A 20,514-nucleotide genomic window follows, 5' to 3' on the forward strand; every position below is an offset into this window, starting at 1 on the left:
GAGGACACGTGAAAGAGAGAAGGCCCGCTCATGCGCCGGGCAGCGATTCCTTGAACTTGCCGTAGGCCATCAGCTTGTCGAAACGGCGATCGCGCAATTCCTGCACGCTCATGCCCTGGAACTGGCGCAGCGAATCCGCGAGCGCGCGGCGCAGCATCGCAGCCATGCCCTTCGGATCGCGATGCGCGCCGCCGAGCGGCTCGTTCACGATCTTGTCGACGAGTCCGAGAGCCTTCAGGCGATGCGCCGTCAAGCCGAGCGCTTCGGCCGCTTCCGGCGCCTTCGCCGCGCTCTTCCACAGAATGGACGCGCAGCCTTCCGGCGAGATCACGGAGTACGTGGAGAATTGCAGCATCATCACCGTATCGGCGACGGCGATGGCCAGCGCGCCGCCCGAACCGCCTTCGCCGATGATCGTCGTAATGATCGGCGTCTTGAGTTCCGCCATCACGTAAAGATTGCGTCCGATCGCTTCCGACTGTCCGCGCTCTTCCGCGCCGATGCCCGGATACGCGCCCGGCGTATCGACGAACGTGAAGATCGGCATGCCGAACTTCTCGGCGAGACGCATGAGCCGCTCGGCCTTGCGATAGCCTTCCGGACGCGGCATGCCGAAGTTGCGCAGCGCCCGCTCTTTCGTGTCGCGGCCCTTCTGATGGCCGATCACCATGCACGGCTGGCCGTTGAAACGCGCGAAGCCGCCGACGATCGCGAGGTCATCGGCGAATGAACGATCCCCATGCAGTTCATGGAAGTCGGTGAACAGCTCGTTCACGTAGTCGAGCGTGTACGGACGCTGCGGGTGACGCGCGATCTGCGAAACCTGCCACGGAGACAGGTTGGCGTAGAGATCCTTCGTGAGCTGCTGGCTCTTCTTGGAGAGCCGCTCGATTTCTTCCGAGATGTCGACAGCGGAATCGTCCTGAACGAAGCGGAGTTCTTCGATCTTCGCTTCGAGTTCAGCGATCGGCTGCTCGAAATCCAGAAACGTGGTCTTCATGTGTTCGAGTCCTAGGAACAACGGGCAGGGCGCAGGGGCGTCTATTCTAACCGCGTCCGTCCCTGATAAATACGCGCGGAAGCTATCGATTATAAAGCAACGATAGCGCGCTAATTGCTGTGGGAAATCAGTGGTCTGCGGGAATCGGGTTGAGGCTGCGCCACATGTACCACGTCGCGACCGTACGCCACGGCTCCCAGTTCGCCGCGACTTCACGCGCTTCGCTGCGCGTGACGGGTTCGCCGCTGAAGTAATTGACGCTGATCGCCTGAATCAGGCCCAGGTCGTCGAGCGGCAGGACGTCCGGGCGCGACAGATTGAAGATGAGGAACATCTCCGCCGTCCATCGGCCGATGCCGCGAATCTGCGTCAGCTCGGCGATGACGGCTTCGTCGTCCATCGACGCCCACGTGTCGACATGCAGCACGCCCGACACGAAATGCTGCGCGAGATCCAGGATGTATTCGGTCTTGCGCTTCGACAGTCCACACGCCTGAAGCTTCTCCGGCCCGAGCTTGATGAACTGCGCGGGCACGACTTCCGGACACGCGGTCTTCACGCGCTCCCAGATGGCTTGCGCGGCCTTCACCGAAATCTGCTGCCCGGCAACCGACCGTGCGAGCGTCGAGAAGGGATCGCCGAGATTGACGAGATGGATCTCGCCGAACTTCGGAATCAGTTTCTTGAGGATACGGTCGCGCTTCATCAGATCGGCGCATGCCTTGTCCCAATAGTCAGGACGCGTGGCTTCGCGCGTCAGGCCGCCGACCTGCACGGATACCTCGGCATCCGCCGTGACGACGCGCGACTTGCGCACGACTTCGCCGTGCTCCTTGTCGGCGACGAGCGCCTGTGCGTTGGCGGCATCGGCCGCGACAGCGCGGCCATTGCCCTTCGCCGGCTGCGCTTCCGCTTCCACGGTGCGCGGCTTCGACGCACGCGCGGATACATCCTCGCCGTTGCCGCGCCGCGCGCTGCTTACGCTGTCGCTCGCCGCACGCAGCGAGATCGCGCGTTTGGCCGCGGTCTTGCGGGCCGTCGCCGTCGTTGCACCATTGCTCTTCTGCGTCGTCGATTCCGGTTGCGCACCGCGCGCGCGCTTCGTTGCGGGCGACGCGGCGCTTCCTGACGCGGGTCGCTTGACCGGCGTCTTCCTGGCCGTTGCCATCTTGCCTCCTGCCTGGCGAGTCGATCAGAGGGTTCGAAGGTTCGCGATCACACGCGGCGCCATTCGGTCGACCCACCCGGTTTGTCTTCAAGCGCAATACCAGCTTCGAGCAATGCGGCGCGAATCCGGTCTGCTTCGGCATAATCTTTCGCCTGCTTGGCGGCGATGCGCTCGGCGATCTTCGCTTCGATCTCCTGCGGCGACAGTCCGTCCGCTGCCTCCGTGCCCGCCGCCTGTTGCAGGAACGCACGCGGCTCACGCCCGAGAAGCCCGAGCACCTGGCCCAGACCCTTCAGCTGGCGAGCGAGCGCCGGCTCGCGCGTGCGGTTCACTTCGCTTGCGAGATCGAACAGCACGGACACGGCCACTGGCGTGTTGAAGTCGTCGTTCATCGCAGACTGGAAACGCTGCGCGTTCGCCTCATTCCAGTCAAGTTGCTGATTGTCCGGCTCGACATCTTTCAGCGCGGTATATAGGCGAGTCAAGGCGTTCCTTGCATCGTCGATATGCACGTCGCTGTAGTTGAGCGGCGAACGATAGTGCGCACGCGCGATGAAAAAGCGCACGACCTCGGCATCGAACTTGGCCAGCACTTCACGGATCGTGAAGAAGTTGCCGAGCGACTTCGACATCTTCTCGCTGTCGATCTGCACGAAGCCGTTATGCATCCAGTAGTTCACGAACGTCTTGCCGGTCGCGCCTTCGCTCTGCGCAATCTCGTTCTCGTGATGCGGAAACTGCAGGTCCTGACCGCCGCCGTGAATGTCGAACTGTTCGCCGAGCAAGGTGCAGGCCATCGCCGAACATTCGATATGCCATCCCGGACGGCCGCGTCCCCACTTCGAGTCCCAGCCTGAATCGGCAGGCTCGCCCTCCTTCGAATGCTTCCACAACACGAAGTCGAGCGGGTCTTCCTTGGCATCGTTCGCAGCAACGCGCTCGCCCGCGCGCAGGTCTTCGAGCGACTTGCCCGAGAGCTTGCCGTAGCCCGCGAACTTGCGCACCGCGTAATTCACGTCGCCGTCCTTCGCGTGATACGCGTAGCCGTTCGCCTGCAACGCATCGATCATGCCGAGCATCTGCGGGATGTAGTCGGTGGCGCGCGGCTCGAGGTCCGGGCGCGCGACGCCGAGTGCATCGGCGTCTTCGTGCATCGCCTGGATGAAGCGCTGCGTGAGCGACTTGATCGGCTCGTTGTTCTCGACGGCGCGGCGAATGATCTTGTCGTCGACGTCCGTGATGTTCTGCACGAACGTGACCTTGTAGCCGATCGTGCGCAGCCATCGCTGCACGACATCGAACACGACCATCACGCGCGCATGACCGATGTGACAGTAGTCATAGACGGTCATTCCGCAGACGTACATGCGTACCTCGCCGGGGCGAAGCGGCGTAAAGGGTTGCTTGTCACGCGCGAGCGTGTTGTAGATGCGCAGCGAATTCATAGAGGGCAGTGCGTGTACCGGAACACCGTGCGTTGTCGACGAGGTGACGTGCTCGATGCTGGCGGTAACGGATGACACGCACACGCGAGCGCGAACACGACGGTCAGTCGACCAGGACGGAGACGGCCACGAGTGGCAAAGAGAGTCCGGCGTTGGCAACGCGCGACCACGTGTGAAACATGGCGTGCAAGGCGTGCGCGGAACGGGCGGACCTTTTGTTAGAATGGGTCGGAGTATAACACTCGGACTTGAGCCTATGAAATCTCCAAGCGGCCGCACGACGGGCGTTGCCAGTCATGCCGCGAGTCAGGCTGAAGCCCTCGCAGTGCATCGTGTTTCGAGTGGCGTTTCGCGCTTCATTCCCCTTCTCTTCCCGCTCCATTCCTTGACCCGATTCCAAGTGACTCACGCTCAAGCGCGCATGTCTTCGCAAGTTTCCCGCCTGCCGGCTTCAGTTCGTTCCCGCGATGCCTTCCGCGCGACGCTTTCGCGCGCCGCGGCCGTTGCCGTCATCGGCGTAGCCGCGTGCTTCGGAGCGTCGACGGCGGCGCTCGCGCAGGTTTCGTCGGCGACGGCGGACGGCACGCCGGAAATCGATGCGTCCATCGCCGGCAAGGACTGGAACGCCGCGCTCAGGCAACTCGACGCGCGCATCGCGACGAATCCGCGCGACGTGCAGGCGAAGTTCAAGCGCGCAACGGTGCTCGCCCGCCTGAATCGCGACGACGAAGCCATCACCGCGTTCACCGAGCTGACGCAGGCCTACCCGGAACTGCCCGAGCCGTACAACAATCTGGCCGCGCTTTACGCGAAGAAGGGCCGCTATGAAGATGCGCGCGTCGCGCTGGAAACGGCGGTGAAGGCGAACCCCGGCTACGCGCTTGCCTATGACAATCTAGGCGATCTGTACCTTCGGCTCGCGAGCGAATCGTACAAGCGCGCGCAGTCGCTCGGCTCGACGAGTCCGCTCACGCGCCAGCGGTTTGCGGGCATCCAGAACATCATCACGCCGCCGCCGAAGAAGCGTGCAGCGAGCGCGGCTTCCGGCGCTCAGGCCGCATCGGCGCCGCGCGTGCCGTCGGACGAATGGACGCCGACGCAAGGCGAGAATTCGTCGACGATGCCATCGCCCGACAGTTTCTCGCCCTTCGGCGGATCGACCGGCTCGTTGCCGACGTCGCCGTATGTCGCGCCGAATCCGCAGCCGTGACACGGACCAGCCGGCCCCGCCCGCGCAGGAGTTAAGCTGTAGTCTTCGCGCGGCGGCATTTCACGCACGCCGTCGCGGCTGACGCTTTGCATTCATCACCCGAGGATCGAACCTTCATGAAATTGCTGATGTTGGCGCTTTCCGGCGCCGCCCTGATCGCGACCGCCCCCGCCTTTGCTCAACCCGGGCAACCCGCGCAGGCCGCGCATCCGAACGTGCTCTTCAAAACTTCGCAAGGCGACATCCGCGTCGAGCTTTATCCCGAGAAGGCGCCGAAGACCGTCGAGAACTTTCTCGCCTACGTGAAGTCCGGACAGTACAGCGGCACGATTTTTCATCGCGTCATTCCGGGCTTCATGATTCAGGGCGGCGGCTATAACACGAGCTTCGCGGAGAAGCCGACCCGCGCACCGATTCCGCTCGAAAGCCGCAGCGGCCTGAAGAACGCCACCGGCACGATCGCGATGGCGCGCACCAGCAACCCGGACTCGGCCACGGCCCAATTCTTCATCAATACGGTCGATAATGCGGGCCTCGACTATCCGAACCCGGACGGCAACGGTTATGCCGTGTTCGGCAAGGTCGTCGCGGGCATGGATGTCGTGAAGAAGATCGAAGGCAGCCCGACCACCACGCGCGGCCCGATGGCCGACGTGCCGCAGAAGCCGACCGTGATCGAGTCGGCGACCGTGGTCTCGCAGTAACGCGAATATCCTGGCGGCGTGCCCTCGCGCGCCGCCCAACTACAACCGAACACACCGGAGAAATCACATGGTCGAACTGCATACGAACCACGGCGTCATCAAGCTCGAACTCGACGCCGAGAAAGCGCCGAAGACGGTCGAGAACTTCCTCAACTACGTGAAGAAGGGCCACTACGACAACACGGTGTTCCATCGCGTCATCGACGGCTTCATGATTCAGGGCGGCGGCTTCGAGCCGGGCATGAACCAGAAGCCGACGGACGCGCCGATCAACAACGAAGCGAACAACGGCCTCACGAACGACAACGGCACGATCGCGATGGCGCGCACCAACGATCCGCACTCGGCGACCGCGCAGTTCTTCATCAACGTGAAGGACAACGACTTCCTGAACCACTCGTCGCCGACGCCGCAGGGCTGGGGCTACACCGTCTTCGGCAAGGTCGTCGAAGGCATGGATGTCGTCGAGAAGATCAAGAAGGTCCGGACCGGCTCGAAGGGCTTCCATCAGGACGTGCCGGTCGATGACGTCGTGATCGAAAAGGCCGTCGTGGTCTGACTTCCCATCGCATGATCGAGTCGAAGTCTTTCGGTCGCGAAACGGAACAGGAAGCAGCGGGCGCAGCGCATGACGCGCGCCCGCTGTTTTTCATTTCGGACCTGCACCTGAGCGAGGCGATACCGAACACGGTCGCCGCGTTCGAGCATTTCATCGAGGTGACGGCGAACGAGGCCGACTCGGTTTTCATCCTCGGGGATCTTTTCGAATTCTGGATCGGCGACGACGTGCTCGATCCCGCCGTCACCGACGAGCGCGGCCGCTTTGCGCGCCGCATGACGAGGCTGCTGCACACGCTGTCCGAGCGTGGCATCGCGCTTTACGTGATGCACGGCAATCGCGACTTTCTGCTGGGCAGGCGCTTCATGAAGGAAGCCGGCGCAATGCCGCTGCCCGATCCCTTCACGATGACCGCGTTCGGCACGCGCATCGTGCTCGCGCATGGCGACGCCCTCTGCACCGACGACACCGGTTATCAGCGCTTTCGCCGTTTCGCGCGCAACGGCATCGCGCAGCGCCTCTTTCTCGCGCTGCCGCTGAACACGCGGCTTGCAATCGGCCAGCGCATGAGAATGACGAGCGAAGGCGCGCGAACGCACGAGGCATCGGCGAAATACGACGTGACGCGTCCCGCCGTCGCGTCGCTGTTCGGGCAGAGCCGCACGCATACGATGATTCACGGCCATACGCATCGCCCGGCGATGCATCGCGAAGCCGATGGCGTGCGCTGGGTGCTGCCCGACTGGGAACTCGATATCGATGAGCCGCGCGGCGGTTACCTGCGCGTCGACGCAAATGGCGTGCGCGCGCTGCCCCTATAACTGACGCTCGACGCCGCGCGTTTCGCCGTCCATCGCTGAGCACATGCGCTTCAGGTCGACGAGCGTCGCGCCATCCACCCCGTCCACGCCATGCAGCGCCTCCACGCGCGCGCCGAGCCGCTCCAGCGCGGCGACGATTTCATCGGTGCGCAGCGACTGCTTCGAAGCGTGATCGATCAGGCCGTGAATCGCGAGAGACACCGGATCGTCCGCGTTCGGCGTGATGCCGTAGGCGCAGAAGCCGTCGCGGGCATCGGTCTTGGGCTTCGGCACTGCGGGCATCACGATGCGCGCCGGATTGCCGACCGCCGTGCCGCCCGCCGGCACCGGCTTCACGACGACCGCGTTCGAACCGATCTTCGCATTCGCGCCGACGGTAAAGCTGCCGAGCACCTTCGCGCCCGCGCCGACGATCACGCCGCGCTCGAGCGTCGGATGCCGCTTTGCCCCGCGCGTGAGCGACGTCCCGCCGAGCGTGACGCCCTGATAGATCGTGCAGTCGTCGCCGATTTCCGCCGTTTCGCCGATCACCACGCCCATGCCGTGATCGATGAACACGCGCCGTCCGAGCGTCGCGCCCGGATGAATTTCGATGCCGGTCAGAAAGCGCCCCATCTGCGATACGACGCGCCCCGACCAGCGCCAGCCGCGCCGCCAGCACGCGTTCGCGAAGCGATGCAGCACGATCGCATGCAGTCCCGGATAACACGTGACCACTTCGAGCACACTGCGTGCGGCGGGATCGCGCTCGCGGATGGCGGCAATGTCTTCGCGGATTCGGTCGAACATGTCGGACTCTCGGTCGGGGGAAGGGGCGCTGCTGCGCCGGTGGCTTAAGCAGATTTAGCGCAATGCTTATATCGGCATGCCGTTTTCGCCGATTGTAGGACGAGCGCGCGAACCGCGCCCGATGCCCCCGCTGACAGCGCGGTTTGCCTCAGTCCTTGTTCGTCCGCAAGAGAATGTGTTTCGCGATGCCGCGCAGGATGTTCACTTCCTCGTGTTCCAGCCCCGAGCGCGCGAACAGCCGCCGCACGCGCGACATCAGCTTCTTGGGATTGGCGGGATCGAGAAAGTCCAGCGCAACGAGCGCCTCTTCGAGGTGCGCGTACATGCCCTCGATTTCATCGCTCGATGCGCTCTGCTGCGCCGTCGCCGCGACCGACGGCGCAGGCGCGGCATCCTGAAACGCGATGCGCAGTTCGTAGGCGAGCACCTGCACCGCTTGCGCGAGATTCAGCGAGCTATATGCCGGATTGGCCGGGATGTGCGCCAGCGCGCTGCATCGCTCGACATCGGCGTTCGAGAGGCCCGTGCGCTCGTTGCCGAACACGAGGGCGATGTCGCCGTGCCGCACGAATTCATGCGCGCGCTGCGCGACGGCTCGCGGCGGCATGTGCGGCGGCCCGTATTCGCGCGTGCGCGCCGTCAGCGCCACGGACCAGCGCACGCCGACGAGCGCTTCCGCGAGCGTATCGACGACCTGCGCGCCAGCGAGGACATCGTCGGCGCCGCTCGCCATCGCGATGGCTTCCGGCTCGTTCTTGACGTCCGCGACGCGCGGCGCGACGAGCACGAGGCGCGAGAAGCCCATCGTCTTGAGCGCGCGCGCCGCTGCGCCGACATTGCCCGGATGACTCGGCTCGACGAGGATGAACCGCGTGGACGTGAAGCCGCCGGCGGGAGAAGAAAGTTGATTGGAGTCCAAGGCGCGGATTCTGCTGAAGGGTTGCGAGAAAACTGAAGCGGGGAATCGGCTATCTTATCCCGAAGCCCGGCCGCCGCTCGCGGCAATCGGAAACATCCGGCTTCGGGTAAAATGCTCCGTTCGCGCCGTGACCGCGTAGTGGTCCGCGAGCGCCCCGCTCTTATTCAATTCGTCTTTCGTCGACATAGTCGTTGTCGCCAACTTCATCGCCCGCGCCATTGCAACGCACGCGGCGGTCAAAGGATTTCGCTCATGCAACCGATGCTCAATATCGCTGTCAAGGCCGCGCGCCGCGCCGGACAGATCATCAACCGCGCGTCGCTCGACCTGGATCGACTCCAGGTCAGCAAGAAGCAGCACAACGACTTCGTGACGGAAGTCGACAAGGCGTCCGAAGCCGCGATCATCGAAACGCTGCGCACCGCCTTTCCCGATCATTCGATCCTCGCCGAAGAATCCGGCGCGGACGAACGCGAGTCCGAGTACCAGTGGATCATCGATCCGCTCGACGGCACCACCAATTTCATCCACGGCTTTCCGTATTACTGCGTGTCGATCGCGCTCGTGCACCGGGGCATCCCGACGCAGGCCGTCGTCTACGATCCGACGCGCAACGATCTCTTCACCGCATCGCGCGGGCGCGGCGCGTATCTGAACGAGCGGCGCATTCGCGTCGGCAAGCTCGATCGTCTGTCGGACGCGCTCATCGGCACCGGCTTTCCGTTCCGCGATGGCCAGGGCCTCAACGCCTACATGCGCCTCTTCAGCGAAATGACGCTGTCGTGCGCCGGTCTGCGCCGCCCCGGCGCCGCCGCGCTGGATCTCGCAAACGTCGCGGCTGGACGCCTCGACGGCTTCTTCGAGCAAGGCATCCATCCGTGGGACGTCGCGGCGGGCAGCCTGATCGTGACCGAAGCGGGCGGGCTGGTCGGCAACTACACGGGCGAATCGGACTTCCTGTTCAAGAACGAGATCGTCGCGGCGAACCCAAAGGTCTACGCGCAGATGGTCAAGATTCTCGACATGTACTCGCGCACGCGTCTGACGGGCGAATAACACCGCTTCACGGGGCGCCGGGCGCGCCCCATGCTCCAATCGGCGCGCTGCTTCACGCCTGACGCAGCGCCGTCCGCTGTCCGCTTCCCGTACTTGCCCGCTCGATGCAAGACCGTCGCACGTTCTGCCGTTCCGCTCTTGCTCGCCGCGCCCCAGCCTCCCGCCCGACATGAAAAAAGGCTTCTACACGATCATCGCCGCGCAATTCGTTTCGTCGCTCGCCGATAACGCGCTTCTCATCGCGGCCATCGCGATGCTCGCCGTCGTGCAATCGGCGCCGTGGGTCACGCCGCTGCTGCAAATCTTCTTCACGATCTCGTACGTAGTGCTCGCGCCCTTCGTCGGTGCATTCGCCGACGCCCTGCAGAAGCGCCACGTGATGTTCATCTCCAACGCGCTCAAGGCGGGCGGCTGCGCGCTGATGATCGCGGGCGTGCATCCGATGATCGCGTATGGCGTGGTCGGCCTCGGCGCGGCAGCATATTCGCCCGCCAAGTACGGCATCCTCACCGAGCTGCTGCCGCCCGAGAAGCTGATTCCGGCGAACGCGTGGCTCGAATCGGCGACAGTCGGCTCGACCATTCTCGGCACCGTGATCGGCGGCGCGCTCGTGAGTCAGGTCGTCGGCCGCTGGGTCGAGCATGCGCACGTGCCGTTCGTGAGCACCGCCGCGCACGCCGCGATGTTTGCCGTGATGGTGATCTACGCGTCGGCGGCGGTCATCAATGCATTCATCCCCGATACGGGCGCGCGCTATCCGAACCTGCTCATGCAGCCGACGCGACTCGTCCACGATTTCTCCCACTGCTTCAAGGTGCTGTGGCGCGACAAGCTCGCGCAGATCGCGCTTTGGGTGACGACGCTGCTCTGGGGCGCAGCCGTCACGCTGCAACTGCTCGTGCTCAAGTGGGCCGACGCGAATCTCGGGCTGTCGCTGTCGAAGGCGGCGGTGCTGCAGGGCGTGACGGGCGTGGGCATTGCGCTGGGCGCAGCGGCGGCGTCGGCGTGGATCGTGCTGCGGCAGTCGCTCAAGGTGTTGCCGGTCGGCGTGCTGATCGGCGCAGTCGCGGTGGCGATGGCCTTCTACAACAAAGACCTGTTTCCGTCGGGTGCAGGCGTGCATGCCGGGCCGGTGTTCATGCCCGCGTACATTCTGATGGCCTATCCGCTGATGATCGCGCTCGGCGGCCTGTCGGGCTTCTTCATCGTGCCGATGAACGCGATCCTTCAACATCGCGGCGCGACGCTGCTTTCCGCGGGCCATTCGATCGCGGTGCAGAACTTCAATCAGAACCTCGCCGTGCTCGCGATGCTCGGCTCCTACGCGCTGCTGCTGACGGAAAAGGTGCCGGTGCAGTGGATCATCGTTATTTTCGGCGTGTTCGTCTGCGGCATGATGGCGCTGGCGATGCGCCGCCACACGCAGAACGAACGCGAAGTCAACCTGGGCGCGCTCGCCGAGGAATGAAGCTTGCTTCGACCTGATATCGGTTCATCGCCTCGGGCCGCCCGATTCGCGACAGAGGGAGGGAACGATGGCGGACGAGTCGAAGTCGTAACAGCAGTGAACGAGAGGATGAATCAGCGCATGATGCGCAGGCAGCGCGCGATTGAATGCGCTGCCATTCTTCGGCACGTCAATAAAGGAGCATGAAAATGGGATTGTTCACACGTTCGACGCTCGATAGCAAAATCAATGGCGCAGCCGACGTCGGCCAGCGCGCGGTGCGCGGGGCGAGCGATGTCGTCGATTCGGCCAGCGACCAGTTGCGCAGCTTTCTCGATGAGCTGGAGGATTCGCTCCACAGCGCGAAGGACATCGACTCCGACAAGCTGCGCAAGCAATTGCAATCGAAGCTGAAGTACGCGCGCTCGCAAATGGACGGCGCGGGTTCGGCGATTACCGACCGCTTCGGCAATGCAGCCGGCTACGCCGATGAGTTCGTGCACGACAGGCCGTGGCACACGCTCGGCGCCGTCGCGGGGCTTGCGCTCCTGATCGGTTTTCTGGCGGGCCGCGCCTGATCGCAGCGGCGCTCGACTGTCACATGCCGGGGTCATCGTTCGATGGCCCCGCTTCGCTTCGCGATTCGGCCTATCCCTCCTGGCCGCCTCCTTCCCCCAACCCCGACAGGTTAAACTCTTGCACTATTCGCTGACCCGCGGCTGAACGCACGCCGCGTTCGGTCCATTCGCTTTTACCGCACGCAAGATGGGCAATCACACGGCAACTCCCGACTCTCTTCCGGCATCGGCCGCACCCGCGCTTGCTGCGGATTTCTCGCAGCACACGCCGATGATGCAGCAATACCTTCGCATCAAGGCGGATCATCCCGGCACGCTCGTTTTCTATCGCATGGGCGATTTTTACGAGCTGTTCTTCGATGACGCCGAGAAAGCCTCGCGCCTGCTCGATCTCACGCTGACGCAGCGCGGCGCATCGGGCGGCAATCCGATCCGCATGGCGGGCGTGCCGCATCATTCGTGCGAGCAGTATCTGGCCAAGCTGGTGAAGCTCGGCGAATCCGTCGCGATTTGCGAGCAGATTGGCGATCCGGCCACGTCGAAGGGACCGGTCGAGCGCAAGGTCGTGCGGGTGGTGACGCCCGGCACGCTGACCGACGCGGCGCTTCTCTCCGACAAAAACGATGTCTACCTGCTCGCGCTCTGCCCCACGCATAACCGTCGCGGCGTGGCGACGAACGTCGGCCTCGCGTGGCTCAATCTGGCGAGCGGTGCGCTGAGACTCGCGGAAGTCGCGCCCGAGCAAGTGGCAGCGGCGCTGGAGCGCATCCGCCCGTCGGAGACGCTCATCGCGGATACTGTCGTCGACGTTCAGGCGAATTTCGGCGTCCCGACGCTCGCTGCCACCACGCGTGTGCCCGCCTGGCACTTCGATGTCGGCTCGGGCGCGGCGCGGCTTCGCGAACAGCTGGACGTCGCGAGCCTCGACGGTTTCGGCGGCGATTCGCTCACGTGCGCGTGCGGCGCGGCGGGCGCGCTGCTGCTCTACGCGGCGGCGACGCAAGGTCAGCAGTTGCGCCATGTGCGCAGCCTGAAGGTCGAATATGAATCGGAGTACATCGGGCTCGATCCCGCAACGCGGCGCAATCTCGAACTGACCGAGACGCTGCGCGGCACGGAATCGCCCACGCTTTTTTCGCTGCTCGACACCTGCGCGACGACGATGGGCAGCCGCCTTTTGCGGCACTGGCTGCATCATCCGCCGCGCGATGCGTCGGTCGCGCAAGCACGCCAGCACGCGATCGGCGCGCTGCTCGATGCGCCGTCATCGACGGGTCTCGACGCTTTGCGCACCGCGTTGCGCAAGATTTCCGACATCGAGCGCATTACCGGACGGCTCGCGCTACTGTCGGCGCGTCCACGCGATCTGTCGTGCCTGCGCGATACGTTCGCCGCCCTGCCCGATCTTCAGGCGATCGTCGCCGCGCTGCCCGCGCAACCGGCTGCGCTCACGCGCATCGGCGCGGCGCTCGAACCGCCTGGCGAATGCCTGCATCTGCTCACGAGCGCCATCGCGCCGGAGCCGGCGGCACTGATTCGCGACGGCGGCGTGATTGCGCGCGGCTACGATGCCGATCTCGACGAGCTGCGCGACATCTCCGAGAACTGCGATCAGTTCCTGATCGATCTCGAAGCGCGCGAGCGCACGCGCACGGGCATCAGCAACTTGCGCGTCGAATACAACAAGGTGCACGGCTTCTATATCGAGGTCACGCGCGGGCAGACCGACAAGGTGCCGGACGATTATCGCCGCCGTCAGACGCTCAAGAACGCCGAACGCTACATCACGCCGGAACTGAAGGCGTTCGAAGATAAGGCGCTCTCCGCGCAGGAGCGCGCGCTTGCCCGCGAACGCGCGCTGTACGATGCGCTGCTTCAGAACCTGCTGCCGTTCCTCGCGGATTGCCAGCGCGTCGCGAGCGCGCTCGCCGAACTGGATCTGCTCGGCGCGCTTGCGGAACGCGCCCGCGCACTCGACTGGGTCGCGCCGGAGTTCGCCGCCGATGCGGGCATCGATATCGAACAGGGACGGCATCCGGTTGTCGAGGCGCAGGTGGAGCAGTTCATCGCCAACGACTGCTGCCTGAGCGACGAGCGCAAGCTGTTGCTCATTACCGGCCCGAACATGGGCGGCAAGTCCACGTTCATGCGGCAGACTGCGCTGATCGCGCTGCTGGCGTATGTCGGCAGCTACGTGCCGGCGAAGCGCGCGCGCTTCGGCAAGCTCGACCGCATCTTCACGCGCATCGGCGCAGCGGACGATCTCGCGGGCGGCCGCTCCACCTTCATGGTCGAGATGACCGAAGCTGCCGCCATCCTGAACGATGCGAGCTCATCGAGCCTCGTGCTCATGGATGAAATCGGCCGCGGCACGTCCACGTTCGACGGCCTCGCGCTCGCGTGGGCCATCGCGCGGCATCTGCTGTCGCACAATCACTGCTACACGCTGTTCGCCACGCATTATTTCGAGCTGACGCAACTGCCGGCAGAGTTCGCCCAGGCGGCGAACGTGCATCTTTCGGCGGTGGAGCACGATCACGGCATCGTGTTCCTGCATGCCGTCAGCGAAGGCCCGGCGAATCAGAGCTACGGCTTGCAGGTCGCGCAGTTGGCGGGCGTGCCGGCAGCGGTGATCCGCGCGGCGCGCAAGCATCTCGTGCATCTGGAACAGCAGTCGATCGGCCAGCCGACCGCGCAGTTCGATCTCTTCGCGAGCCCGCCGTACGCATTCGAAGATGCGGCCGACGAGCCCGCCCAAGCCGATGCGCCGGAGCATCCCGCGCTGGAAAAGCTGCGTGCGCTCGATCCGAACGATCTGCGTCCGCGCGACGCACTCGATCTGCTCTACGAACTGCATGAACTGGCGAAGTCCGTGCCGGATGCATCGCGATGAGCGCAACGCTCCGCGCGCGGTGACGCGCAGCCGGTCGCGCATCGCGAGCGCGACGGTGCGCGCCATGCTGACGACGCTGCTGTTCGCCATATGCCCGATCACCCATGCGCAGGACGGCGACCCGCTCACGTTCGCCGTCATCGCCGATGCGCTCGCCCGCCCCGCCGACGAAGCGCCCGTTCGCCAGATGCTCGACGCCATCGGGCGCGATCGCGATATCGCGTTCATCGTCTACGACGGCAACGTGAAGGGCAGCGCAGAGGCGTGCCGCGACAGCATCTATCAGTCGCGCCGCGATGTGCTCGACGGCTCGCGCACGCCGCTCGTGCTGCTGCTAGGGCAACACGACTGGGCCGACTGCGGCCTCGCACATACCGCCGCCTACGATCCGGTCGAGCGGCTCGATTTCGTGCGCCAGCTTTTCTTCGCGGACGCCAATTCGCTCGGGCAACAGCCGCTCGCGCTATCGCGTGAAAGCGACGTCGCGCGCTTTCGGTCGTTTCGTGAAATCGTGCGGTGGCAGGCGCAAGGCGTGGCGTTCATCGGCCTCAATGCGCCGAGTCCGAACAATCACTATCTGACCGCGGGCGGGCGCAACGGCGAGTTCGAGGACCGCGCCGTCGCGACTTCGTTCTGGCTCGAACATGCGGCGGAATCCGCGCGGCGCTCGGGACTGCGCGCACTCGTCATCATCCTTCAGGGCGACCCCGACTTCGCGCGTTACGAGCGGCGCGACCGCTTCGCGTGGCTGCGCTTCTCGCGCACGACCCCGCCGCGTGATGGCTTTCTGGAACTCAAGCGCAGTCTCGTGAAAGCGGCCGAGACGTTTCGCGGGCCGGTCATCGTGATTCATCGCACGGAGGCACCGGAGCCGAATGGCTTTCATATCGATCAGCCGCTGCGCAACGACAAGGGCCTGACGGTGACGAACCTGACGCGCGTCGCGCTCGCGTTGAAGAAGCCGCAATCGCAATGGCTCGAAGTCTCCACCGATGCCGGATGGCGGCCGCCGTTTCGCTTGCGTGTGCGCGACGGACGGACCGTGCGCGATACACGCAGTGCGAACGAAGCCCGCAAGCGCGAGCCGGCCGATCCGCAAGCTGATCCGTACGCAATACCGTATGGGTCGCCGTACTCCGCGCCGTACTCTGCGCCCGCATCGGGGCCGGCGGCGCCGTTGCATCACGATCTGCCCGACGCGTTGCCGCCTGCGCCATCGCTGATCCAGCCGGCGTCCGGTCTTCCGCCGATCCTCACGCCGCCGCAGGCGCTGCCGCCGATTTTGCCGACGCCGGCATCGAGCGTGCCTCCTACCGTCCCTGGCAATACGAACGGTCGCGCACAATAAAAAAGCGCAGCCTCGCGCTGCGCTTTTTCTAACGACCGCCTGCTGCGTCCGATAGACGCTCAGTAAAGCCGCTCAATGAAGCGTCGGACCCGAGTCCTTGCGCGGACCGGCTTCTTCGTCGTCATCTTCGTCTTCATCCGCGATGTGCAGGCCATCCGCGCCATGCGCATGCTGATGCTCGATCTCGTCTTCGGTCGCCGTGCGCACTTCCTGCACCGACAACGCAAAACGCAATGCCATGCCCGCGAGCGGATGATTGCCGTCGAGCACCACCTTGTCTTCGGCGACGTCCGTGACGGTGTAGATGAGCGAGTCGAGTTCGTCGTCGCTATCTTCGGGCGTGCCTTCGAACTGCATGCCCACTTCGAGCGGCTCGGGGAAGCGGCCGCGTTCTTCGACCTTCACGAGTTCGGGATCGTATTCGCCGAACGCGTCCTGCGGTTCGAGCTGAATCAACGTTTCGTAGCCAGGTTCGCGGCCGTCCAGCGCTTCCTCGATCTTGGGGAACGTGCCATCATAGCCGCCGTGCAGATAGACCATCGGCTCGTCGCTTTCTTCGATCAGATTGCCTTGTGCATCCGATAGCTTGTACGCGACCGAAACGACAGTGTCTTTCGCAATTTTCATTGAATCCTCCAAGATACAAGCCTCGATTATACGATGCGCCAGCGGCCCTCAGACGTTACTCCTTTGCCTCCAGACAACCATAACGAACGCGCCCGAGCGCCGCTTCCAGACGAAGTGTCGCCCCTTTTGGGCAACCGTACGCCGCGACAGTTCATGCGGCGTTACTGGCAGAAAAAACCGCTGCTGATTCGCCAGGCCATCCCCGGCATTTCTGCCCCGCTTGCTCGCGAGGAACTCTTCGAACTCGCCGATTCCGACGACGTCGAAGCGCGCCTCATCACGCATTTTCGGAACACGTGGAATCTGGAGCACGGACCGTTCGCAGCCGACGAACTGCCATCGGTCAAGAAGCGCGAATGGACACTGCTCGTGCAAGGCGTGAACCTGCATGACGACCGTGCGCACGCGCTGATTAACCGCTTCCGCTTCATCCCCGACGCGCGGCTCGACGATCTGATGATCTCCTACGCAACGGATGGCGGCGGCGTAGGTCCGCACTTCGACTCTTACGACGTCTTTTTGCTGCAAGTGCATGGCAAGCGCCGCTGGCGTATCGGCGCGCAGCGCGACCTTTCGCTAAAACCCGGTTTGCCGTTGAAAGTTTTACAGCACTTCGAAGCGGAAGAAGAGTGGGTGCTGGAACCGGGCGACATGTTGTACCTGCCGCCGCATATCGCGCATGACGGGGTCGCCGAGGGCGAGTGCATGACGTGCTCCATCGGCTTTCGCGCACCGTCGGCGCAGGAACTGACGTCGCAGTTCCTGTATCACCTTGCCGAGCGAACCGGTGACGGCGCACGGGCCAAAGCAGACGCGCGTTATCGCGATCCCGCGCAACCGCCTGTCGATACGCCCGCCGCGTTGCCGCCGCTTCTCGTCGAACGAGTAGGCGCGATCCTTGCAAACGTCAGTTGGACTGATAAGGATATTGCGGAGTTTTTGGGCAGTTATCTAAGCGAGCCGAAAGCGAATGTGGTATTCGATCCGCCGGTTCGCGCGCTGAATGAGCAAAAATTTGTAGAGCGCGCGAAAAAGACGGGTATCAGGCTAGATAGAAAGACGATTTTGCTCTACAACACGCACTCGTATTTCGTTAATGGCGAAGCCGCTGCGTTATCCGCAAAGGCTAAAAAGTGGCTGCCCGAACTCGCTGATACTCGGCGTCTGGAGGCGAAACGCTTTGTAACACTTACAGACGATCTGACAATGACATCGTTGCTGCACGAGTGGTATTGTGCGGGCTGGATTCAGACGGAGTCATCGGCCTGAAACGCTTGACGTGCAAGCGGTCGGGAGTTTCTGGAATGCCGGGGTTTTGCTGTTCCGCAATACGAAAATTTGTATGAGAAAGACAACGTATCGGCCCCTCATTTATCGACGGTCGTTGCGAAAGTGCCTATAATTTCCGGCCAAGCCGTAGTTGGTCTCACACCAAAAAGAATTGTGAGGCTCCACAGCGGCCCTGGTCGGTGTTGGAGCACACATTACCGGTACTTTGCGCTGTTGCTTACCTTTAACCATAAAAGGACGTGATCATGAAGAAATCCCTCCTCGTAGCATCCCTGTTGGCTGCTGTTGCTCTGGCTGCATGCAACAAGTCTAGCGATACGGCTGCTCCGAGCGCTGCCAGCGATACGTCGGCTGCTTCGGCTCCGGCTGCTGCCGCTTCGGACGCTAACGTTGCTGCATCGAGCGCTTCGGCCGCTGCAAGCGACGCAGCTTCGGCTGCTGGCGCGGCTTCGGACGCTGCTGCTTCGGCTTCGGCTGCTGCTCCGGCATCGGGCGCAAGCCAGTAAGGCCGTCAGGCGCTTACGCCAGCGCGTTAAGCCTGGCACAGGCCGCTCACCGCGGCCTGAAACAAGAAAACCGGCTCTTGGGCCGGTTTTTTTGTATCTTCGCAATGAATGCGTCGAACGCTTCGCTCACCTCATAGCGACAGCCAGTCGAACCCTTCCGCTTGTGTAGCCACGACGACATCCGGCGCCGATGCACCGAGCACCGCTGCCAGCGCAGCCTGTGCAAGATGAGGCAGATTGTTTTGCTGGCTGAGATGCGCGGCCACCAGATGACGCAGCTTCGAACGATCCAGCGACGCAAGGATCGCAGCCGCCGCATCGTTGTTCAGGTGCCCGTGCGTGCCGCCAATGCGCGCCTTCAGCGACGCCGGATAACGGCTCGCGGAAAGCATCGCAAGGTCGTGATTGGATTCGAGCACGAGCGCGTCGCAGCCGCTCAGTACGCTCGTGATATGCGGCGTCGCCACGCCCACGTCCGTCAGCACGCCTAAGCGGCTTGCACCGTCGGAGAAGACGTATTGCAACGGCTCGCGGGCATCGTGCGGGACGGTATAGGGCAGCACGCTGACATCGCCGATGGCGACGCTTTCATCGCCCCACAGCACGCGCAGATCGATCTTGCCTTCGTCCGCGCCGACCGCGCGCGCGGTGCCCCAGCTCATGTAAAGCGGGATGGACCACTTGCGCGCCAGGGTCAGCGCGCTGCCGATGTGGTCCGTATGTTCATGCGTGATGAGGATGGCGTCGAGATGTTCGGCGCTGGTTCCGAGCCGAAGCAGCCGACGCTCCACTTCCTTCGCGGAAAAACCGCAATCGAGCAGCACGCGCGTGGTGGTCGCGCCGCTCGTCGATTCGACGAGCAACGCATTGCCTTCGCTACCGCTGCCGAGACTGGCGAATCTCACAATCGCTCGCGCCGCCCGCCTAGTTCAACTGCGCGTGCAGCAGGGACACGATGCGCTGCGCGTCGGACGAGTTGTCCGGCTGGCCATTGGCATCGACGACGGCGACCTGCGTCACCGCATCCGCCTTCGGACGCACGTTCACGAGGAACTGGCGCGTGGGCTTCGGCGTGTTGCTGGAGAGGAGCTTGCCGAAAAGGCCTTCCTTCTTCAGTTCCGCCATCGAGTCCGAGTAATGCACGTAGTAGATGCCCTTCTCGCGGTCGCGATTGTCGACCGTGAAATTGGTGCGATCGAGCGCGAGGCCCACGCGCAGCCAGGCGCGATCGAACGGCTCCGCGAGATCGAGCGTCGATGCGCCCGCCGTCTGCTCCACGGCCACCTTCGCGCCCGCCGGACGCGCCTGCGCAATCAGTTGCTTCGACTGGTCTTCGGTCAGGCCGAACTTCTGCATCATCTTTGCGAGGAACGCGGCTTCGAGCGCCGGATTGCGCGGCCGTGTCTCCCAGCGCGACGACGTCTTGTCCTGACCCGTCAGCACTTCTTCCATGGCGCTATGCGTGACGGAGATATCGGTCGAGCCGTCCGCCGCGCGATCGACCTGCGTGCGGAACATGTCGCGCGTGCCCGACGAGTAGGCGAAATCGAGCAGCTTGCCGACGCTCTTTCTGAACCAGTCGTCCGGAATGTTCGCGCGGTTCTCGGCCCAGTCCGTCGCCATGATGCCGGTCTGTGCGGAATCGGTTTTCAGCGTGAAACCGTTCTCCGTCCAGAACTCCTGCAGCTGCGGCCAGATCTGATCCGGCGTGCGGCCATCGACGACAAGCCAGCGGCGGTCGCCATCGCTTTCGACGTGCATGCCATACGGGTCCTGCGCGTTCGGCACGCCGAGCGTCAAATTGCCGGCCGGCGTGACGTTGCGCTGCGTCGCGCCGCCGAGCGTGTTGATCGGCGGCGGCGCGGCGTAGCGCTGGCTGATGTCGGCCGTGCTGAGATCGGACGGCACGTTGAGCGCCGGAGCGGTCTCGGCCGCCTTGTAGTTGACGCGGTCGGGCGCGAGCCAGTCGTTCAGCGTTTCGCAGCCCGCAAGCGAGAAAATGACGCCGGCGCCCAGCGACAGCACGCTCAGGCGTTTGGCTTGAGTAAGAAGAGCGGAAGATTTCATGAGGTCCTTCTTTGCTGCAGATAACGGCTGAATACGCATTGCCCCGCGTTGGTTCCGGCGCGCGGACGCGCGGTTCATCGAGGTCAA

Annotated in this window: 19 protein-coding genes; 11 read left to right on the forward strand and 8 right to left on the reverse strand. The window is 64.0% G+C overall.

Annotation, left to right across the window (positions count from 1 at the left end; genetic code table 11):
* Positions 1-28: 28 nt before the first annotated feature.
* The 3 genes from BG57_RS00280 to cysS form a co-directional block, all read right to left on the reverse strand.
* Positions 29-1,000 carry an acetyl-CoA carboxylase carboxyltransferase subunit alpha gene (locus tag BG57_RS00280; RefSeq protein ID WP_035959409.1) on the reverse strand — a complete coding sequence of 324 codons (972 nt, stop codon included), beginning with the start codon at positions 998-1,000 and terminating at the stop codon, positions 29-31.
* A 127-nt stretch (positions 1,001-1,127) separates the two neighbouring features.
* Positions 1,128-2,168 (reverse strand): DNA-3-methyladenine glycosylase family protein, encoded by a 1,041-nt coding sequence (locus BG57_RS00285; RefSeq protein WP_035959410.1) that lies wholly within the window; start codon positions 2,166-2,168, stop codon positions 1,128-1,130.
* A gap of 47 nt (positions 2,169-2,215) precedes the next feature.
* Positions 2,216-3,613, reverse strand: a complete 1,398-nt coding sequence (cysS, locus tag BG57_RS00290) for a cysteine--tRNA ligase (RefSeq protein ID WP_035959411.1) — start codon at positions 3,611-3,613, stop codon at positions 2,216-2,218.
* Between the two features lie 421 nt (positions 3,614-4,034).
* Here cysS and BG57_RS00295 point away from each other — a divergent pair, with 421 nt between their 5' ends.
* The 4 genes from BG57_RS00295 to BG57_RS00310 all read left to right on the forward strand — a co-directional run bounded on the left by BG57_RS00295 (position 4,035) and on the right by BG57_RS00310 (position 6,907).
* Positions 4,035-4,823 carry a tetratricopeptide repeat protein gene (locus BG57_RS00295; RefSeq protein WP_052005537.1) on the forward strand — a complete coding sequence of 263 codons (789 nt, stop codon included), beginning with the start codon at positions 4,035-4,037 and terminating at the stop codon, positions 4,821-4,823.
* Between the two features lie 116 nt (positions 4,824-4,939).
* On the forward strand, positions 4,940-5,527 hold the full coding sequence (locus tag BG57_RS00300) for a peptidylprolyl isomerase (RefSeq protein WP_035959414.1): 588 nt from the start codon (positions 4,940-4,942) through the stop codon (positions 5,525-5,527).
* Positions 5,528-5,594: 67 nt separating this feature from the next.
* On the forward strand, positions 5,595-6,086 hold the full coding sequence (locus tag BG57_RS00305) for a peptidylprolyl isomerase (RefSeq protein WP_035959415.1): 492 nt from the start codon (positions 5,595-5,597) through the stop codon (positions 6,084-6,086).
* Positions 6,087-6,097: 11 nt separating this feature from the next.
* A complete protein-coding gene (locus BG57_RS00310; RefSeq protein WP_035959416.1) occupies positions 6,098-6,907 on the forward strand; it encodes a UDP-2,3-diacylglucosamine diphosphatase in 810 nt (269 codons plus the stop codon).
* On the opposite strand, the gene cysE is transcribed toward BG57_RS00310, so the two are convergent.
* Both cysE and BG57_RS00320 read right to left on the reverse strand, forming a co-directional pair.
* Positions 6,902-7,696 (reverse strand): serine O-acetyltransferase, encoded by a 795-nt coding sequence (gene cysE / locus BG57_RS00315; RefSeq protein ID WP_035959417.1) that lies wholly within the window; start codon positions 7,694-7,696, stop codon positions 6,902-6,904. The two genes, BG57_RS00310 and cysE, sit on opposite strands and share 6 nt — an antisense overlap.
* A gap of 148 nt (positions 7,697-7,844) precedes the next feature.
* The gene (locus BG57_RS00320; protein WP_052005538.1) at positions 7,845-8,615 is read right to left on the reverse strand and encodes an RNA methyltransferase; all 771 of its coding nucleotides are present in this window, start codon (positions 8,613-8,615) and stop codon (positions 7,845-7,847) included.
* 252 nt (positions 8,616-8,867) lie between these two features.
* On the opposite strand from BG57_RS00320, the gene BG57_RS00325 reads away from it, so the two are divergent.
* The 5 genes from BG57_RS00325 to BG57_RS00345 all read left to right on the forward strand — a co-directional run bounded on the left by BG57_RS00325 (position 8,868) and on the right by BG57_RS00345 (position 15,937).
* On the forward strand, positions 8,868-9,671 hold the full coding sequence (locus BG57_RS00325) for an inositol monophosphatase family protein (protein WP_035959419.1): 804 nt from the start codon (positions 8,868-8,870) through the stop codon (positions 9,669-9,671).
* 169 nt (positions 9,672-9,840) lie between these two features.
* The gene (gene lplT, locus BG57_RS00330) at positions 9,841-11,139 is read left to right on the forward strand and encodes a lysophospholipid transporter LplT (RefSeq protein ID WP_035959420.1); all 1,299 of its coding nucleotides are present in this window, start codon (positions 9,841-9,843) and stop codon (positions 11,137-11,139) included.
* 188 nt (positions 11,140-11,327) lie between these two features.
* Positions 11,328-11,696 carry an ElaB/YgaM/YqjD family protein gene (locus BG57_RS00335; protein ID WP_035959422.1) on the forward strand — a complete coding sequence of 123 codons (369 nt, stop codon included), beginning with the start codon at positions 11,328-11,330 and terminating at the stop codon, positions 11,694-11,696.
* 187 nt (positions 11,697-11,883) lie between these two features.
* Positions 11,884-14,589 carry a DNA mismatch repair protein MutS gene (mutS, locus tag BG57_RS00340; protein WP_035959423.1) on the forward strand — a complete coding sequence of 902 codons (2,706 nt, stop codon included), beginning with the start codon at positions 11,884-11,886 and terminating at the stop codon, positions 14,587-14,589.
* Positions 14,552-15,937 carry a hypothetical protein gene (locus tag BG57_RS00345; RefSeq protein WP_081850800.1) on the forward strand — a complete coding sequence of 462 codons (1,386 nt, stop codon included), beginning with the start codon at positions 14,552-14,554 and terminating at the stop codon, positions 15,935-15,937. The genes mutS and BG57_RS00345 overlap by 38 nt, the downstream gene beginning before the upstream one ends.
* 72 nt (positions 15,938-16,009) lie before the next feature.
* Here the strand turns inward: BG57_RS00345 and BG57_RS00350 are convergent, their stop codons facing one another.
* Positions 16,010-16,564, reverse strand: coding sequence for an FKBP-type peptidyl-prolyl cis-trans isomerase (locus tag BG57_RS00350; protein ID WP_035959424.1), 555 nt, complete (start codon positions 16,562-16,564; stop codon positions 16,010-16,012).
* A gap of 33 nt (positions 16,565-16,597) precedes the next feature.
* On the opposite strand from BG57_RS00350, the gene BG57_RS00355 reads away from it, so the two are divergent.
* Positions 16,598-17,833, forward strand: a complete 1,236-nt coding sequence (locus tag BG57_RS00355; protein ID WP_052005539.1) for a cupin domain-containing protein — start codon at positions 16,598-16,600, stop codon at positions 17,831-17,833.
* A gap of 266 nt (positions 17,834-18,099) precedes the next feature.
* The gene (locus BG57_RS33610) at positions 18,100-18,360 is read left to right on the forward strand and encodes a hypothetical protein (RefSeq protein WP_075583072.1); all 261 of its coding nucleotides are present in this window, start codon (positions 18,100-18,102) and stop codon (positions 18,358-18,360) included.
* A 131-nt stretch (positions 18,361-18,491) separates the two neighbouring features.
* Here the strand turns inward: BG57_RS33610 and BG57_RS00360 are convergent, their stop codons facing one another.
* On the reverse strand, positions 18,492-19,265 hold the full coding sequence (locus tag BG57_RS00360) for an MBL fold metallo-hydrolase (RefSeq protein WP_035959426.1): 774 nt from the start codon (positions 19,263-19,265) through the stop codon (positions 18,492-18,494).
* A gap of 19 nt (positions 19,266-19,284) precedes the next feature.
* Positions 19,285-20,427 carry an outer membrane protein assembly factor BamC gene (bamC, locus tag BG57_RS00365; protein WP_035959823.1) on the reverse strand — a complete coding sequence of 381 codons (1,143 nt, stop codon included), beginning with the start codon at positions 20,425-20,427 and terminating at the stop codon, positions 19,285-19,287.
* Between the last annotated feature and the right edge of the window lie 87 nt (positions 20,428-20,514).

This window comes from Caballeronia grimmiae (assembly GCF_000698555.1).
GTDB lineage: Bacteria > Pseudomonadota > Gammaproteobacteria > Burkholderiales > Burkholderiaceae > Caballeronia > Caballeronia grimmiae.

Excerpts from the sequence above, each read along its gene's own strand:
- bamC (WP_035959823.1), bottom strand. The coding sequence starts at position 20,427 with ATGAAATCTTCCGCTCTTCTTACTCAAGCCAAACGCCTGAGCGTGCTG.
- BG57_RS33610 (WP_075583072.1), top strand. The coding sequence starts at position 18,100 with ATGAAGAAATCCCTCCTCGTAGCATCCCTGTTGGCTGCTGTTGCTCTG.
- BG57_RS00295 (WP_052005537.1), top strand. The coding sequence starts at position 4,035 with ATGTCTTCGCAAGTTTCCCGCCTGCCGGCTTCAGTTCGTTCCCGCGAT.
- BG57_RS00350 (WP_035959424.1), bottom strand. The coding sequence starts at position 16,564 with ATGAAAATTGCGAAAGACACTGTCGTTTCGGTCGCGTACAAGCTATCG.
- lplT (WP_035959420.1), top strand. The coding sequence starts at position 9,841 with ATGAAAAAAGGCTTCTACACGATCATCGCCGCGCAATTCGTTTCGTCG.
- cysS (WP_035959411.1), bottom strand. The coding sequence starts at position 3,613 with ATGAATTCGCTGCGCATCTACAACACGCTCGCGCGTGACAAGCAACCC.
- BG57_RS00285 (WP_035959410.1), bottom strand. The coding sequence starts at position 2,168 with ATGGCAACGGCCAGGAAGACGCCGGTCAAGCGACCCGCGTCAGGAAGC.
- BG57_RS00345 (WP_081850800.1), top strand. The coding sequence starts at position 14,552 with ATGAACTGGCGAAGTCCGTGCCGGATGCATCGCGATGAGCGCAACGCT.
- BG57_RS00325 (WP_035959419.1), top strand. The coding sequence starts at position 8,868 with ATGCAACCGATGCTCAATATCGCTGTCAAGGCCGCGCGCCGCGCCGGA.
- BG57_RS00300 (WP_035959414.1), top strand. The coding sequence starts at position 4,940 with ATGAAATTGCTGATGTTGGCGCTTTCCGGCGCCGCCCTGATCGCGACC.
- BG57_RS00280 (WP_035959409.1), bottom strand. The coding sequence starts at position 1,000 with ATGAAGACCACGTTTCTGGATTTCGAGCAGCCGATCGCTGAACTCGAA.
- BG57_RS00305 (WP_035959415.1), top strand. The coding sequence starts at position 5,595 with ATGGTCGAACTGCATACGAACCACGGCGTCATCAAGCTCGAACTCGAC.
- mutS (WP_035959423.1), top strand. The coding sequence starts at position 11,884 with ATGGGCAATCACACGGCAACTCCCGACTCTCTTCCGGCATCGGCCGCA.
- BG57_RS00335 (WP_035959422.1), top strand. The coding sequence starts at position 11,328 with ATGGGATTGTTCACACGTTCGACGCTCGATAGCAAAATCAATGGCGCA.
- BG57_RS00355 (WP_052005539.1), top strand. The coding sequence starts at position 16,598 with ATGCGCCAGCGGCCCTCAGACGTTACTCCTTTGCCTCCAGACAACCAT.
- BG57_RS00310 (WP_035959416.1), top strand. The coding sequence starts at position 6,098 with ATGATCGAGTCGAAGTCTTTCGGTCGCGAAACGGAACAGGAAGCAGCG.
- cysE (WP_035959417.1), bottom strand. The coding sequence starts at position 7,696 with ATGTTCGACCGAATCCGCGAAGACATTGCCGCCATCCGCGAGCGCGAT.